The sequence below is a fragment of the Bradyrhizobium sp. genome, assembly GCF_030693485.1.
In the GTDB taxonomy this organism is placed as follows: domain Bacteria; phylum Pseudomonadota; class Alphaproteobacteria; order Rhizobiales; family Xanthobacteraceae; genus Bradyrhizobium.
This window is the reverse complement of sequence record NZ_JAUYAN010000297.1, coordinates 18,527-33,186: the sequence shown is the minus strand read 5'-3', so window position 1 is coordinate 33,186 and position 14,660 is coordinate 18,527. Positions and strand designations below refer to the sequence as shown.

Here is a 14,660-nt window from a genome sequence, read left to right as displayed (position 1 = left end):
TCTCACCCTTGCGAACAACTCGCCGCAAATCCGAGACGCTGGGCGTCTACCGCTGCGGCCCCGACAGCGAGATCGCCTGTTCGGCGCGGAACACGTTGGCATATAGGTTCGCGATCCACCGCCGTCCGCTCGACGTCATGTTGAGATAGCGTATTTCGGTCTGGATCTGAGGCGCCACGCTGTCCCAGTAGAAGTGCGGGTAGCGATGGACGATGTCGGCAGGTGAATCATAGCCAAGCTGACGATTGATGCCGACTTCTTCAAACTCGTGATAGAGCGCGTTGGCTTTCCTGATGTAGTTGGGATCGCCGAGTTGCCCGATGAAATCCGCGGCGCGAACCATCGACGCTTCCTCGCCATATTGCTGGCCTGGCAGCGGCGGAAACCTGGTGCCCTCGATCGCATCGGCGATGCGCTGGTTGTCGAGCGGAGGCACGACCCGCTTCATCACGTAAAGCTTCGAGCGGTCGACGTGGTGAGACATCAGGCCGGCGTCCGATGCGCCGCGCGGCAAGGTTACCTTGCTGCCGGACGAATCGATCACGAATCCGTCGGCGTCGTCCTCCCTGAACAGGCCGCGGACATAACCGATGTCATGGCCAAGACAGGCGACGATGACATGGGAATAGTCCTCCACGCTGACGTGGGTGTGCAACGCACGCCCGCGCAAAATATCGTGTCCCGCCAGCGTCACCAGCATCGTATGCTCGACATTGTGGTAAAGTGCGTCGCTGTTGCCGATGCATTCCAGCGCGAGGCGCGCCGCCGCCGGCACGATCTCCACGAGGTTCTCCGAAGGCCCGAACCGGCGACGCATGAAGGACCGGAGAAATTCTTCCAGTGCGTCTACGGCCAGTTCCGGTAAGGTCATCATTGGATGCAGCCCCCGCTTGGCTAACCCTGTCGCGCCTGCTCCCGACTTCTTGTTTTTGTCTGTGGCGGTCAGCATAGCGCATCTCGGGTCCGGCCACCAAACGATGGATGGCACAGCCGGGAGAAAAAGAGAGTTGTGTTGCGTCGCCGCCGCACCCGGTCACTCCGCAATTGGGCGGGAAAATCGTGCTTTGCCCGGATCACGCCGGGGTTATTTGAACGGTCAGGTCAAACGCGCTAACAATCCGCTTCGGATTGCTGTGTTTCAAATTGCCGGAGGCGGACCATGACATCCCTCACCCGCCGTTGCCTGCTGTCGCTGGCGGCCGCCCTCGTTCCGGGTGCGGCGTTCGGCCATCATGGCTGGGGTGGATACGACACCTCGAAGTCGTTCACCGTCACCGGCAAGATCATGAAATCGGCTTTTGAGAATCCGCATTGCGAGATCGAGATGGAGGTCGACGGCAAGCACTGGCACTTCGTGCTGGCGCCGCCTTCGCGCATGCTGGCGCGCGGCATCACCGCGGACATGATCGCGCCCGGCAAGACCTGCACCGTGTTCGGCTATCCCCACACCGGCAAACCGGACGAGGCCCGCATCGAATACGTCATTCTCGACGGCAAGCGCGTCGAGCTGCGGTAAGCCGGCGTGGAACAGCAGCCGGCGGCCTCCATCTTTCTCGCCCTGCAGGAAAGCGCGCTGGGTCATGCGATGCGCTCCTCGCCCGTGCTTTATCCCGCGGTCGAAATCCTGCATATCATCGGCTTCGTCGTGCTGGTGGGATCGATCATTGCGCTCGATCTCAGACTGCTCGGGCTCGGACGCGCGATTCCGATTCAGCCGATGGCGCAATTGCTGCTGCCGATGTCGCGCATCGGCTTTGTACTGGCGATCAGCATGGGATTCCTGCTGTTCAGCGCCGATGCCTCGCATGTGGTGCGCAACCCCGCGTTCCAGAGCAAGCTGCTGCTCATCGTCGCAGCGCTGGTCAACGTCGTGATCGCGCATCTCGGGCCATGGCGGCAGATCGCTCAGTGGGGTCCCGAGGCGCCCGGTAGCGTCAGGTTCACGGCGATGCTGTCGGTCTTGCTGTGGCTCGGCGTCGTCTGCGCCGGGCGCCTGATCGCGTATATGTGACGAGGTCCAATGCGCCGCATCCGTTCTGTCATCCTCGCAATTCTGCTCGGTCTCGGCGCCCTGGCGGACGTCGCCGGCGCCAGTGAAGCCGAGGCGTGGTCCGCACTGCGCGCCGGCGGGCATGTCGTCTTGATGCGGCATGCCGATGCGCCAGGAGGCTTCGGCGACCCGGCGGGCTTCAAGGTCGAAGACTGCGCCACCCAGCGCAATCTCAGCGCCAGGGGCCGCGAGGATGCGCGCAAGATCGGGGCCCGGCTGCGCTCGGAAGCTATCGCGTTCGAACGAATTCTCGCCTCGCCATGGTGCCGCTGCATCGACACCGCGACGCTGCTGGCGATGGGACCGGTCAAGACCGAGGGGACCTTCGGCAACGTCGTCGTGCTGCGCGATCAGCGAGATAGTCTGACATCCGGCGCGCGGGCGGTCATCGACCAATGGACCGGCAGCGGAAATTTACTTGTCGTGACGCACGGCGCCAACATCCAGGCGCTCACCGGCATCCAGCCGGCGAGCGGCGAGATCGTCGTGGTCCGCGGCGGAAGCGGCGGCGGCAGCGTACCGGTCGGCCGCCTGATACTGGATTGACGCGTGGCGCCGCTCCCATGATTCGGGTTCCCGCAACACCGCCGGCCAAGCCTCACACTCTCTCCACGCTGTCGCCTTGCTTTGGTCAAACCTGACGGCACTTTGGAGTTGGGCAGAGGGCCGTCAACGTCGCCTGAACCGCCAAACCCCTCGCGGGTGAGTCTGGACCGAGCACGGAGCGCCAATGCATTCGACACTGAAGCTGAGAGATTCCGATCCGCACGACGACTTCGCGATCGCACCCGAAATCGTGCCGGCCGCCTGGGCCGACAAGGTGCTTGCCGACATCACGCGCGACGACAAGATTTCTGCTGACTTCAAGCATCCTGCTTCGGCTCAGCAGCCCGCCGCGGTATCCGGTGTGGCGGCGGCGGCGCCCACCGTCGACACGACTTTTCGCGCCGCTGTCACCGACGATGTCCCGGTCCCGGCCGAACCGCCATCGACCAGCCGGTGGGCAAAAAGCGCAATCATGCTCGTATTTGCTTTGTGCAGCGCCGCCGCTGCCGCCGCCTGGCAGAACCATGGCGATGCGGCAACGCGGATGATCGCGGGCTGGGTACCGAGTTTCGCCATCACCTCGTCGCCACCGGCGGAAACGGCTGCTCTCCCGGGACCGGCCGATACGCCTGCCGCTCAGCTATCCGTAGCAGAGCAGACCCCTGCGGCATCTGCCGCTCCGGCCCAACCTCGGGAAAGTGCGGCACCAGCCGCTGCGGCGCCCTCCCCGGATACGGCGAAGCTGGAGTCGATGGCGCGCGATCTCGCGGCCATGGCGCAGCAGGTCGAAGGGCTCAAGGCCGGCATCGCCGAGCTCAAGACGAGTCAGCAGGCGATGGCCCGCGAAGCCACCAGAACATCCGAGGCCAAACCTGCCGAGATCAAGCCTGCCGCGCCAAATCCGCGGCCAAGGACAACAGCGCCGCCGCCGCGAACGGCCGCAGCGCCGCCGCACCGGCCGTTGCCGGCCTATCCGCCCACGCAGGCCGCCGCACCCGCACCATTGCCGCAACCGGCTTACCCGGCAGCGTCGACGCTATCGGCGCCGCCACCCCCGCAGGCCTCGGCCCGGACCGAGGATGACGAACCGATCGTGCGGCCGCCGATGCCGCTGCGTTAGGTAAATCCGACATCCGCCAGCACCGGCAGATGATCCGAATAGGCCCGCGCCGCGCGGTCGGTCCACGCCTTGACCATGATTCCATTCGACGTGGCGTAGATGCGGTCGAGCCGCAGCATCGGCAGCCGTGAGGGAAAGGTCCGCAGCCGCGTCCGCACCGGACAGCGCGCCGCCAGCACCCGCCGCACCGACATCACCCAGAACCAGTCGTTGAAATCGCCGACCACGACGGTTCGCGGCGCATCCACCAGTGCGGCGAGCGCCCGCGCCTGCGCGTAGCGCTCGTGCATGGAGAGGCCGAGATGGGTGGCCACCACGGTCACCTCGCCGATCGGCGCGCGGATCGCCGCCGAGATCGCCCGGCGCGGCTCGCGCTCCTGATAGGACACGTCGGTCACAACAGGCTCGGCGGCGAACGGCCAGCGGCTGATCAGCACCTGGCCGTAGTCGCCGTCTTCGGTGGCGATCGAGCGGGCGGCGACGCGGTGTTCGCCGACCACGTCCGCCAGCATGCCGAACACATCGTCCTTGCGCCCGCGCGAGTCGACCTCCTGCAGCGCGACCACGTCGGGCGACCATTTGCGGATGATCGAGGAGACGCCGTCAAGGTCGAAATCCGGATTGAGGTTGAACGTGCCGTGCACGTTCCACGTCATGATGCGGATGGTTTCCGTCACGCGCGGCGTCCGCTCCACCACGTCACCACGAACTGCACCGCGAGACATAGCGCGATCCACAGCAGGATTGTCAGGCCAAGCGGCGCCGCGTTCGACCACGAGGCGTTCCGTGCAAAATCCGCGATCTGGGCGCCGACCGCCGCCATGGCGATGATGCCGGGCGCCATGCCGATCACTGTGCCGATCAGGAAATCGGTCAACCGCAACTGGCTGGCGCCGGCCAGCACGTTGACCAGCGAGAATGGTGCAACCGGCACCATCCGTATCATCGCCACCGCAACCACGCCCTTGCCGACGATGCGGCGCTGCACCCGCAACGCGCGAGCGCCGAGCAGCGATTGCAGCCGCTTGTGGCCGAGAAAGCGGCCGATCATGAACAGCAGCAGCGAACTCGCGAGCACACCAGCGAAGGCGCTGAGGGCGCCGATCCCGGGCCCCAGCGCGGCAGCCGTGGCGGCGATCAGCACCAACACCGGGAACACCACCAGCCCGCCAAGCACGAACGCCATCACCGCGAACACGGGAGCGAAGGCCGACTGCGCGTAACGCGAAATCCCCGACGCGACATAGCCGATATCGGTAAAATCCCGCAGCGAGGTGGTGTGCCAGGCCAGCGCCAGGCCGGCGAGCGCAGCCGCGGTGCCGGCCACCGCCAGCACGGTGCGTGGGGTCCACATCCGTCGCGCTGTTCGCGCCAGGTTGAGCGGACGCTTCGGATCGGCGATCGGCTGGATGATGTCGGCGACCGCGCCGACCGGAGTTGGCTCGCATTCGATCGGCAGCAGCGCCCTGCCGGTACCTGCCGCCGCATGGCGATCGAGGAATCCGAGCAGGTCGTCCTCGTTCTCAGCGATGGTATCCCCGTCCACCCCGCAAAAATGTCCGATCAACCGGCGCCGCTGGTCGCGGATGAATTCAGAATGCTCGTCGCCATCGGCCTCGAACGCCAGATCGCATTCGGTATCCGCTCCCATCGAGCGGTTATTGAGATTGGCCGAGCCGATCCGCAAAAATCCGTCGTCGACGATCATAACCTTGCTGTGAATCATCACCGCCGCCGAGGATTCCTCGTCCGCCACGGCCGGATAGAGAATGCGCAGCCGGTCGGCGACGCCGGCCGCGACGAACGGATCCATGAAGCCGCCGCGGCCGCCCTGCATCGCCTGCGATTCCAGCCACGACGAATGCGCCTTCGGCGTCACGATGAGAACGCGCAGCGACGGCACGTCGGCCATCCGCTGCGCCAGCATCTCGGCGATCTCGGTGGCGCTGGTGAACTGGTTCTCGATGTAGATGAAGCGGCTCGCCGCATTGATCGAGGCCTCGAACAAGCGGGCCACTTCATCGACCTCCACTTGCGACGCGGTTCGCAGCTCGGTCCGCGCGATCGCGGCCTGGATCTGCCTCGTCCCTGCCGGCACCGATGCGGGCCAGCGATCGCCCGCGACGGTTTCGCTGCCTTCCACGACGCAACCGGCAGCGGCCCATCGCGCGGCCGCGATTTCGCCGAGCGCGGCGGCGGCCTCGCCTTCGACCATGCACTGCACATCGTGGAAGGGCGCGTAAGGCTTGCCGTCGGGATCGCGGCGAAGCGGATGCTCGGCGAGATGCTCGCTGGTGTCCCAGCGCCGGATCGTCAGGTCGAGCCCGCCGGAAAAGGCAATCGCGTTGTCGATGACCACGATTTTCTGATGCTGGGACGACCCCAGCGGAAGACTGGAGTCCAGGCAGAACCGGATTCGACCCTCACATCCCGCGGTGAACTTGTCGGCGGAATTCCACTCCCGCTCGACGGCATACAGCGTGGCGAAATCCCAGACCAGAATGTTGATCTGCAATTCCGGCTTAACCTTGAGCAGCCCGGTCAGAAAGGGACCGAGCGCGATCGGCAATCCGTCATCGGCGCGGCCGGACGGCCCGACCAGCGGCGTTTCGGAGTGAATGTCCCAGCCGAGAATGTGCACCTGCCGCTCGGCCAGCAGCAGCGCGTCCCTGAGCGCGCCGAAATACGCCGCGGCGTCATTGAGGACAGCTACCCGGCTCGCTTCACATCGCTTCCAGACGGTTCGGCCTGGGATGAGGATCGATGAACTCTGAAGCAAGGCGTGACCTCTGCGCAAACGGTGCGTGAACACACCAAACGCATGGGAACCCGCTGTGTTCCCCACGCAAGTTCCCTGATTGCGATCCGCCTGGTTCCCCGCGCAACCAAATCGCGCCAGTCCGACAACTGATCCGTTGAACCTTTGCGCTTCCGGGCAGACCCATATCTACCGGGGGATTGCATTGTCCGGTTTTAAGCACAACGCCACCAGGCAATATTGGGCCTGGTGGCGTTGTCGCTTCAGTGGCCTGTCGGGCGCCTGCGATCGCCTCGTTCGTGCTAGGCCTGATCTTCCTTCAGCAACTCAACATACCGCGCCGCCGATCGCTCCACGGCGCCCGCGCCGCCGTTCATCACCTGGCGCCTCGGAAACGCGCCGTAGATCCGGTCGAACTTCCAGGCCGCGAGCGTGTCGGCGATGCGGCGAACCGTTGTGCCTGACAGCGGCATCATGTTGGGATAGCTCCAGAGGAACGAGACGCGGCTGAGATCCGCCGCCACCTGCACGATATCGCCGCTCAGGATCGCGCCGCGCCCCTCCGCGCCGTCAGCCCAGTGCAGCACCGTGCCGCCGGCAAAGTGGCCGCCGATCCGGAGCAGCGTCACGCCATCAGCGATTTCCATTGTTTCGCCATGCCAGCCGCGAACCGCGGGATCGGGACGCACGATCCATTCCGAATCCGCAGCGTGCAGATGGACCGGGCAATCGAAGCGGCGCGCCCAATCCTGCATGCTGGTGTAATAATGCGGGTGCGAGATCGCGATCGCATGCAGGCCGCCCAATGACCGGATCAGCGCCTCGGTGGCGTCGTCCAGCAAGGCGAGACAGTCCCACAGGATGTTGCCTTCCGCGGTGCGCAACAGCAGGGCGCGCTGGCCGATGCCGAATTGCGGCCATGTGTGGATTTCGAACAGGCCGGTCTCGAGCTGCCGCCATGCATTGACGTGTCCGCGACCAAGTTTTTCCGGTGTCGTCCAGGCCTGTCCACCCGGCGGCACGTACTGGCGTTCGTCGTCACAGATCCGGCAGTGACGCGGCGGCTCGGGTGTCCCCGGATACGAGGTGCCGCACGTGCTGCAGATGTGAACCGGCATCGAACGCTGCGCTTTCAGAGATCGCCGAGGTCGGGCGGCTCGAACCAGTTCGTCAGCGCCAGCCCGCCGTCGATCACGATGGCCGCTCCCGTGACATAGGCCGACACCTTGTTCGACAACACCGCCAGCGCCATCGGCGCCAGGTCCGCGGCCTGCCCGAGGCGGCCGAGCGGGATGTGTCTGGCCAATGCCGGATCGGCAACAAAGCCGCCGGCGGCGATGGCGCCGGGCACCAGCGCGTTGACGCGGATGCCGTAGCGGCCCCATGTCTTCGCCAGTTCCTTGACCAGCATGGCGAGCGCCGCCTTCGATGTCGAGTAGTGCGGCAGATTGCGCGGCGTGCCGGCATGAAGCGAGGTCAGGAACAGGAACGAGCCGGGTTCTTTCGCTGCGATCAGCGGGCGCGCCAGTTCGCGCGCGAGATGAAAACCGGCATCGACGTTGACCGCGCGCATCTGCGCCCAGATCTCGTCGCTGACGCCCATGGCATGATCGGCCTCGCGCCGCGGCGGCGACGCGCTGTGAACGAAATGCGTCACCCGCCCGACCGCCGACCGCGCATGCGCCAGCAGCGCATCGCAGGCGGCCCGATCCGCGAGGTCACCGACGAAGGCCGAGGCCAGCTCCGGTCGCGCCGAGGCCTTGATCGCAGCCGCGACGGTATCCGGGTTGATGTCGGCAAACACGGTTCGCACGCCCTCCCCGACCAGCGCTTGCGCGATGGCACGGCCGATGCCGTTGCCCGCGCCGGTGACCAGAGCCGCCTCGCGCGCGGGATCGAATGGATTGTTCAAGAGGCTCATGTTGTCGAGGGCTCCGGTTGACCTTGCAGTGAGTAAGACACGATTGACCGTCAGCTTCAACGCCATCGACCAGAAGACCAAAATTGTTGAAGCAATTCAACAAATCGACCCCGGACGGGCAAATCAATTCAACTATCGGAAATCGCGTCAAGCCCCGTACTTGTTGCGGCCTCGACCCACGTGCAGACGGTCGCCAGCGCCACCAAAGAACTGACCTCATCGATTTCGGAAATCGTACGTCAGGTCACGCAATCCACCGAGATCGCGGCGCGCGCGGTCGACAATGCCCGCCGCAGCGGCGATACCGCGCGTTCGCTGGCCGAGGGCGCGCAGAAGATCGGCGACATCGTGACGTTGATCCAGAGCACCGCAGCCCACACCAACCTGCTGGCGCTGAACGCCACCATTGAGGCGGCACGCGCCGGCGACGCCGGACGCGGGTTTGCCGTGGTGGCCTCCGAGGTGAAATCGCTGGCTGGCCAGACCGCCAAAGCCACCACCGAAATATCCGAACAGATCGCAGCCATTCAGGCCGCGAGTGACGAAACCGTGCAGGCGATCAAGAACGTGGTCGACGTCATCACCGAGATCGACCAGATCGGCATCGCGATTGCGTCCGCCATCGAGGAACAAGGATCGGCGACGCGGGAAATCTCGCGCAGCGTCCAGGAAGCCGCGCGCGGCACCCAGGAAGTGAACGCGAACATTTCTGGCGTGCAAAGCGCCGCCGATGACACCGGCTCGGCCGCCAATCAGGTGCTCGGCGCCGCCGAACAATTGTCGTCGCAATCTCGCGATCTGGCCGGCCAGTTCAACCGCTTCCTCTTCGAGGTCCGCGCTGCGTAGGCGGACGACGACTGGAGGTGGGCGGTTCGCGCTATCGCTTCCCGCAGCGCCCCATCACGACGCCCTTGATGGCGCTGCGCAGCGGCGTCCAGAACGGCGATGGCGGCCTCGGGCGGTCAAGATAGCCGGGATCACCATGCTCGCGGACAAAGCGCTCGCGCCAGGCCAGCGTCTCGGCGTCTCGCTGGATTTTCAGCGAGACCTTCGTCCGGTCGATTTCGATTTTCCCGTCAGGATCCAGGCGAGCGGCGATGGCAGTGATGGCGCTGAGAGGATCATCAGCGACACGCTCGTAAGTCAGCAGCAGCGGCGCCAGCCCGTTGCGGGCAAAGAACGCCCGCCAGCGAGCGTCGGCCGTAACCAGATAATTCAAATTGGCCCGGATCGCACGCGCATCGTAGACGCTGGGGCCAGCGGCCGGCTGCGTCGACCTGTAGCGCCGGGTTTGGTCGGCCCTGGCGGCCGAAATCGCCTGCCCCAGCACATCCTCCCGGGTCAGATAGACGAAACTGAGTGCGGGCAATTTGGAGATCCAGTGCGTTCGCGCCATGTCGTCGAAATGATCGACGAACAGCTTCAGGCCGTAGATGCCGTTGCTGGTCGCACCCAGGCAAAGCGCCTGCCTGAGCCGCGCCTCGCGATCTCCCGAAAATTCGGGCAAGCCGCGGACCCGCAGCGCAGCCGGACTGAAATACTCGATGGGGTTACCCAGCGTGCCGGTCGAATCCAGCAGTTCGCACAAATAATTGCTGCCCGACCTTGGCGTGGTACAGATGGCATATCCACGCTTGGGTTGCGTCATCGGCAGACGCTAGGTGGTTTTCGTGGGAGACGCAACAGACGGAGCGTCCTGATTCGGTAGCATCGCTTGCGTCGACCGCCATCGGCCGAAGCCGGGCGCCGTTACGCCGGGCGCATCAGTTTCAGGGCTGCGGTCGCTGAATTGCCGCCAGCTGCTTGCCGGCATGCATGCACATCACGCTGCGTCCGAACGCGTCGTTGACGCCGTACTCAGCCTTGTAAAGTCCGGTCCAGCACTGCGGGTACTCTGTCGAATCAGGCTTTCGACATAGCATTGCCGGAGAAACCGGTACATCCGGCATTCGCAGAAGCCGTCGAATCGATTGGAGGACCACGTGCAAGCCATTTTCCTGTATGTGCTCGCGCTCGCCGCCGGCGTCAGCGTGGCCGTGCAACAGGTGCTGAACGGCGCCTTGCGGATCGCGCTCGGCTCACCCGCCTGGGCAGGCTTCGTCAGCTATGTCGCCGGCCTGTTGACGATGATCGTCGTGCTGTTCGCGCTCGGCGAACGGCTGCCATCGTGGAAGGCCGTGGCCGATACGCCGTGGTGGGCATGGTCGGGCGGCGTGCTCGGCGGCGTGTTCATCCTGCTGATGATCCTGCTGCTGCCCTCACTCGGCGCGGCAACGCTGATCGCGCTGGTGGTTGCGGGCCAGATGGCCATCGCCATCACGCTGGACCATTTCGGCGCGTTCGGACTGGCGTCGCATCCGGTCAGCATTTCGCGCCTCGCGGGCGCAGCGCTGCTGATCGCCGGCGTCGTCCTGATCAAGGACTGATCATGGCTCCAGCCCGGATTCCCTCAGCGCCGGAACCGCCTCGGGCGATGCCAGGAACTTCAAGAGCCGGTCGGATGGCGCCACGTTGTTCGACGCCGCGAGGCGACCGGCGGAAAATATCGCCGGTCTTTGCATCTCGCGCGGAATCGGCCCGACCACCTCGACGCCGCCCACCAGCTTCAATTCACTGATCTGCTGCACCGCGAGATCGGCCGCATCAGACACCAGCAATTCAGCGGTAAAGCCTTGCGGAATGATTTTGGCGCGGGCGTTGATGTCGGCAGCGATGCCCATGCGCGCGATCAGTTGCGTGAAGAAAATGCCGCTGGCGCCGAGGCGCGAATAGGCCACCGAGCGCGCCCCGAGCAACGTCGCGCGAAGTGCGGCTTCCGTCGCAATATCGGGATGCTCGGCGCCGGCCTTGACCGCGATGCCGACAAAGGACCGCGCCAGATCGGCGCAGCTCGCCGCGATTACCGTTCCCTGCGCGGCGAGATCGTCGAGCGCCTGCTTGGTCAGGATCACGACGTCAGCGCCCTCGCCTCCGCGCAGGCGTTCCAGCAGCGCCAGTGTCGGGGCGAAATCGGCATCGATGCGCGCCCCGCCTTCCGTTTCAAACCGTGCGGCAAGATTGCCCACCGCGCCCTTGAGGGCCAGCGTCGAGAGTACCCGGACCATTTTTGCCATCGGCCTATGCCGGCTGCATCAGCTTGAGCACCGCGGTAAAGCGAAGACTGCGCTTGCCCGCCAGTGCGGTCGCCTCCAGCAGCGCGCCGCTGTTGTCGCAGGTGCCGGCAAAGCCGATGCCGACCTCGTGACCGCCGGAAATCGGATGCTCGCTCTTGGCCGGCGTGTGCTCCTGATTGAGGATTTCACCCCGCCACCTGCCATTCGCCGAGCTATAGACGCCGAGATAGTAGAAGAACGCATCGCCGCCGAGGATACGGCCGTCATGCAGCAGCATCACGCCGGTGAGGCCGCCATCGACGCCGTCAAGCATCCTGATGTGAACGGAATAAAGCCCGTTGACGATGCCGCCCTCGCCGACCGCATCCCTGGGCGCCACGATCTCGTCCGCGATCGGGGTCATGACCGAACGGAACACCGCGCCCGGCATCTGCGGCGAACCGCCCTTGAAATGATAAATATTGCCGATCGCGCTGCCGCGGACGTCGATCGTGGCAATGTCGGAGCCCAGCAGCGACTGGTAGTTGGGATCATCGTTGTGGCGGTGGCTGGTAATCTCCGAGGTGACGACGCCGTCGACCTCGCTATAAGTGCCGTAGTGCGCGAACGTCGAGTTGCCGCCGGGCATGCTGCCGCCATTGGCATACATCACGCTGCGGCCGACCGTGTCATCGACCTGAAACCTGACCTTGCAGAAACCTTGCAGCAAAAACCCGCGTCCCCCGGCCATGCGATGCAATAGCGCTATCTAGCGTGGATCGCGCCGGCGTGGAAACGGATTTGGAGCGGGCCAAAACGAAATGATCCGCCGAGGCATGGCCGTGGCGGATCAGATCGATGGCCCGGACGCCCCGCTCCGGGCCGTCGGTCGAGCTTTCAGGCCGCCACCGACTTGGCGGCGATCGAAACTTCGGCGACCGTCTTCAGGATCTGCGAAGCGATTTCGTAGGGGTCGCCTTGCGAGTTCGGGCGACGGTCTTCCAGATACCCCTTGTAATCGTTCTTGATGAACGAGTGCGGCACGCGGATCGAAGCGCCGCGGTCGGCCACGCCGTAGCTGAACTTGTTCCAGGGCGCGGTTTCGTGCTTGCCGGTCAGGCGCTTGTCATTGTCGGGCCCATAGACGGCAATATGGTCCATGAGATTCTTCTCGAACGCTGCCATCAGCGCCTCGAAGTACGCCTTGCCGCCAGTCTCGCGAAGATACTTCGTCGAGAAGTTGGCGTGCATGCCCGAGCCGTTCCAGTCGGTGTCACCGAGCGGTTTGCAGTGATACTCGACGTCAATACCGTAGGCTTCGGTCAGCCGCTGCAACAAATAGCGGGCCATCCACATTTCGTCGGCGGCCTTCCGGGAGCCCTTGCCGAAGATCTGGAATTCCCACTGGCCCTTGGCGACTTCGGCGTTGATGCCTTCGTGGTTGATACCAGCGGCGAGGCAGAGATCGAGGTGCTTCTCGACGATTTCGCGGGCGACCGAACCGACGTTGGAATAGCCGACGCCGGTGTAATACGGACCTTGCGGTGCGGGGTAGCCGGCGGTCGGGAAGCCGAGCGGACGACCGTCCTTGTAGAAGAAATACTCCTGCTCGAAACCAAACCAGGCGCCGGCGTCGTCGAGAATCGTGGCGCGCTTGTTGGTCGCGTGCGGGGTGACGCCATCCGGCATCATGACTTCACACATCACCAGAACACCGTTGGTGCGGGCGCCGTCCGGATAAAGCGCGACTGGCTTGAGCACGCAATCCGAGCTCCTGCCTTCCGCCTGCATGGTCGACGAGCCGTCAAAACCCCACAGCGGGAGCTGCTCCAGGGTCGGGAACGAATCGAATTCCTTGATCCGGGTTTTGCCGCGCAGATTCGGCGTCGGCGTATATCCGTCGAGCCAGATATACTCGAGCTTGTACTTTGTCATTGAGTTCTCTCATTTTGATGATGCGAAAGGTGCGGAAACCGAGACCCTGTTGGCCACCACACGCGTACCCGGCCGCCATCGGCCACTCCTTCCGAGCAATTAAAGTGCCAGTCGTCGAAACCCGGGGCACGGCTGGAAGGGAGAAATCTCTGCCTCGCCGGCGAAAATAACGGGATTTTGGGTGCGGCAAAGTCGCGCGGTCTGGCTCGTCGACCAAGACCCGGAGTACCCGACTTAGATGTGAAATCCGCCTGATAAGACAGCAACCGGCAAGCCACTGCTCGTCCGGATTAAATCCGCGCCATCCGTCGTCACCATTCGGTGCCGAACCCTCGCCATGTCGGCCACTTGCCGTCGGCTCGGGCATTGGCCACCCGGCCGCTGCTGGTTTGTGAGCAAAAAAGGAAATGCCCAAGATCTATACAGACAGTGGCTTTGTTTTGATCATGTTGCACTTGCCGACGGCAGCAACGATATCGGGATCAGTAACCATCCGAGAACGAGTCGGGCGCACCATTATCCCCTGCGCGCCGCGCATCAGGAGAGACGAAGATGAATACGAGTTTGGACCACGGGTCCGCCAGGATCTACCAATTCCCTGCCGGGGGCCGCTCGGCACTCGGGGGCCGCCGCTACGACGAGGCCAAGGCCATCACCGACCTTGCCGTGTCGCGCGCCAGCGAGATTGCCGTCGGCGGCGCCTGGTACCATGACGCTGCGATCCAGGACACCAAGCCGGTGCGTGAGCGCTGATGCCGGGTGCGGACGCGACGCTGAGGTACCGGCGTTGGCTGGTGCGATCAAATGAACGGAAAAAGGGTCGAAACGAAAACGTTTCGGCCCTTTTTCAAATGATCCCGCACGCGGTCACCGGCCGTTTGGCGTGCTTGAGCCTGGTACCGGCCTTGCCGATGGTCAAGGTAACGCCGCCGCCCGAGTAACGGGAGCCCGACAGGGCCACGCGCTTGCCGAGCGTCACCGCTTTGCCGTCGATCTGCAGATGTGCGCGCTTGTCGTACTGGAAAAACCCGACAATGAACTGGGAACCATCGGCGCAGCGATAGTTCTGAAAGGTCGTCTGCGTCTGCGCCAGCGCGGGCGAAGCGCCGGCCGCGGCAACCCCCAGTACCGCACCGATAACAATGATCTTGCGTCGATTCATCCTCGCCCCTCCGGAAAAGCAAGTATAGACCGGACCCGTCCCGTCAGGCGATATGCCTGTTCCGTCTTTTCTCCAC

The 14,660-nt window shown here is 64.5% G+C and carries 16 protein-coding genes and 1 pseudogene; 7 read left to right on the top strand and 10 right to left on the bottom strand.

Features of this window, described 5'->3' with window-relative positions; all coding sequences use genetic code 11:
- Positions 1–46: 46 nt before the first annotated feature.
- A complete protein-coding gene (locus Q8N40_RS21490) occupies positions 47–874 on the bottom strand; it encodes a metal-dependent phosphohydrolase (RefSeq protein WP_305322829.1) in 828 nt (275 codons plus the stop codon).
- 285 nt (positions 875–1,159) lie between these two features.
- On the opposite strand from Q8N40_RS21490, the gene Q8N40_RS21485 reads away from it, so the two are divergent.
- From Q8N40_RS21485 to Q8N40_RS21470, 4 genes are all read left to right on the top strand, one after another.
- Positions 1,160–1,516, top strand: coding sequence for a DUF6152 family protein (locus tag Q8N40_RS21485; RefSeq protein WP_305713222.1), 357 nt, complete (start codon positions 1,160–1,162; stop codon positions 1,514–1,516).
- A gap of 6 nt (positions 1,517–1,522) precedes the next feature.
- The gene (locus Q8N40_RS21480; RefSeq protein ID WP_305713221.1) at positions 1,523–2,011 is read left to right on the top strand and encodes a DUF6644 family protein; all 489 of its coding nucleotides are present in this window, start codon (positions 1,523–1,525) and stop codon (positions 2,009–2,011) included.
- Positions 2,012–2,020: 9 nt separating this feature from the next.
- On the top strand, positions 2,021–2,596 hold the full coding sequence (locus Q8N40_RS21475) for a histidine phosphatase family protein (protein ID WP_305713220.1): 576 nt from the start codon (positions 2,021–2,023) through the stop codon (positions 2,594–2,596).
- Between the two features lie 184 nt (positions 2,597–2,780).
- Positions 2,781–3,716 (top strand): hypothetical protein, encoded by a 936-nt coding sequence (locus Q8N40_RS21470; RefSeq protein WP_305713219.1) that lies wholly within the window; start codon positions 2,781–2,783, stop codon positions 3,714–3,716.
- Here the strand turns inward: Q8N40_RS21470 and Q8N40_RS21465 are convergent.
- From Q8N40_RS21465 to Q8N40_RS21450, 4 genes are all read right to left on the bottom strand, one after another.
- Complete coding sequence (locus Q8N40_RS21465) at positions 3,713–4,393, bottom strand: endonuclease/exonuclease/phosphatase family protein (protein WP_305713218.1); 681 nt, start codon at positions 4,391–4,393, stop codon at positions 3,713–3,715. The two genes, Q8N40_RS21470 and Q8N40_RS21465, sit on opposite strands and share 4 nt — an antisense overlap.
- Positions 4,390–6,495, bottom strand: coding sequence for a VTT domain-containing protein (locus Q8N40_RS21460; RefSeq protein WP_305713217.1), 2,106 nt, complete (start codon positions 6,493–6,495; stop codon positions 4,390–4,392). The genes Q8N40_RS21465 and Q8N40_RS21460 overlap by 4 nt, the downstream gene beginning before the upstream one ends.
- A gap of 281 nt (positions 6,496–6,776) precedes the next feature.
- Positions 6,777–7,592, bottom strand: a complete 816-nt coding sequence (locus tag Q8N40_RS21455; protein ID WP_305322822.1) for an MBL fold metallo-hydrolase — start codon at positions 7,590–7,592, stop codon at positions 6,777–6,779.
- A 14-nt stretch (positions 7,593–7,606) separates the two neighbouring features.
- Entirely contained in the window at positions 7,607–8,395 is a 789-nt protein-coding gene (locus Q8N40_RS21450; RefSeq protein ID WP_305322821.1) for an SDR family NAD(P)-dependent oxidoreductase, read from the bottom strand.
- 171 nt (positions 8,396–8,566) lie between these two features.
- On the opposite strand from Q8N40_RS21450, the pseudogene Q8N40_RS21445 reads away from it, so the two are divergent.
- Positions 8,567–9,241, top strand: a pseudogene (locus Q8N40_RS21445) (methyl-accepting chemotaxis protein); the annotation flags it as partial.
- Positions 9,242–9,272: 31 nt separating this feature from the next.
- Here Q8N40_RS21445 and Q8N40_RS21440 read toward each other — a convergent pair.
- The gene (locus Q8N40_RS21440) at positions 9,273–10,043 is read right to left on the bottom strand and encodes a Stf0 family sulfotransferase (protein ID WP_305713216.1); all 771 of its coding nucleotides are present in this window, start codon (positions 10,041–10,043) and stop codon (positions 9,273–9,275) included.
- Positions 10,044–10,377: 334 nt separating this feature from the next.
- On the opposite strand from Q8N40_RS21440, the gene Q8N40_RS21435 reads away from it, so the two are divergent.
- On the top strand, positions 10,378–10,821 hold the full coding sequence (locus tag Q8N40_RS21435; protein WP_305713215.1) for a DMT family transporter: 444 nt from the start codon (positions 10,378–10,380) through the stop codon (positions 10,819–10,821).
- Here the strand turns inward: Q8N40_RS21435 and Q8N40_RS21430 are convergent, their stop codons facing one another.
- The 3 genes from Q8N40_RS21430 to Q8N40_RS21420 all read right to left on the bottom strand — a co-directional run bounded on the left by Q8N40_RS21430 (position 10,822) and on the right by Q8N40_RS21420 (position 13,422).
- The gene (locus Q8N40_RS21430; RefSeq protein ID WP_305322818.1) at positions 10,822–11,508 is read right to left on the bottom strand and encodes a substrate-binding domain-containing protein; all 687 of its coding nucleotides are present in this window, start codon (positions 11,506–11,508) and stop codon (positions 10,822–10,824) included. It abuts the gene before it with no gap.
- 4 nt (positions 11,509–11,512) lie between these two features.
- Positions 11,513–12,217 carry a GrlR family regulatory protein gene (locus tag Q8N40_RS21425; protein ID WP_371135778.1) on the bottom strand — a complete coding sequence of 235 codons (705 nt, stop codon included), beginning with the start codon at positions 12,215–12,217 and terminating at the stop codon, positions 11,513–11,515.
- Between the two features lie 167 nt (positions 12,218–12,384).
- Complete coding sequence (locus Q8N40_RS21420; RefSeq protein WP_305713213.1) at positions 12,385–13,422, bottom strand: glutamine synthetase beta-grasp domain-containing protein; 1,038 nt, start codon at positions 13,420–13,422, stop codon at positions 12,385–12,387.
- 552 nt (positions 13,423–13,974) lie between these two features.
- Between Q8N40_RS21420 and Q8N40_RS21415 the strand changes: the two genes are divergently transcribed.
- Positions 13,975–14,175: a DUF2735 domain-containing protein gene (locus Q8N40_RS21415; protein WP_305713212.1), complete on the top strand. Its 201-nt coding sequence runs from the start codon at positions 13,975–13,977 to the stop codon at positions 14,173–14,175.
- A gap of 94 nt (positions 14,176–14,269) precedes the next feature.
- On the opposite strand, the gene Q8N40_RS21410 is transcribed toward Q8N40_RS21415, so the two are convergent.
- Positions 14,270–14,584, bottom strand: coding sequence for an MliC family protein (locus Q8N40_RS21410; protein ID WP_305322814.1), 315 nt, complete (start codon positions 14,582–14,584; stop codon positions 14,270–14,272).
- Between the last annotated feature and the right edge of the window lie 76 nt (positions 14,585–14,660).

Bases quoted from the DNA above. Each gene is read 5' to 3' on its own strand.
- Q8N40_RS21485 (WP_305713222.1), top strand. From the start codon at position 1,160: ATGACATCCCTCACCCGCCGTTGCCTGCTGTCGCTGGCGGCCGCCCTC.
- Q8N40_RS21420 (WP_305713213.1), bottom strand. From the start codon at position 13,422: ATGACAAAGTACAAGCTCGAGTATATCTGGCTCGACGGATATACGCCG.
- Q8N40_RS21430 (WP_305322818.1), bottom strand. From the start codon at position 11,508: ATGGCAAAAATGGTCCGGGTACTCTCGACGCTGGCCCTCAAGGGCGCG.
- Q8N40_RS21490 (WP_305322829.1), bottom strand. From the start codon at position 874: ATGATGACCTTACCGGAACTGGCCGTAGACGCACTGGAAGAATTTCTC.
- Q8N40_RS21475 (WP_305713220.1), top strand. From the start codon at position 2,021: ATGCGCCGCATCCGTTCTGTCATCCTCGCAATTCTGCTCGGTCTCGGC.
- Q8N40_RS21410 (WP_305322814.1), bottom strand. From the start codon at position 14,584: ATGAATCGACGCAAGATCATTGTTATCGGTGCGGTACTGGGGGTTGCC.
- Q8N40_RS21440 (WP_305713216.1), bottom strand. From the start codon at position 10,043: ATGACGCAACCCAAGCGTGGATATGCCATCTGTACCACGCCAAGGTCG.
- Q8N40_RS21415 (WP_305713212.1), top strand. From the start codon at position 13,975: ATGAATACGAGTTTGGACCACGGGTCCGCCAGGATCTACCAATTCCCT.
- Q8N40_RS21450 (WP_305322821.1), bottom strand. From the start codon at position 8,395: ATGAGCCTCTTGAACAATCCATTCGATCCCGCGCGCGAGGCGGCTCTG.
- Q8N40_RS21470 (WP_305713219.1), top strand. From the start codon at position 2,781: ATGCATTCGACACTGAAGCTGAGAGATTCCGATCCGCACGACGACTTC.
- Q8N40_RS21455 (WP_305322822.1), bottom strand. From the start codon at position 7,592: ATGCCGGTTCACATCTGCAGCACGTGCGGCACCTCGTATCCGGGGACA.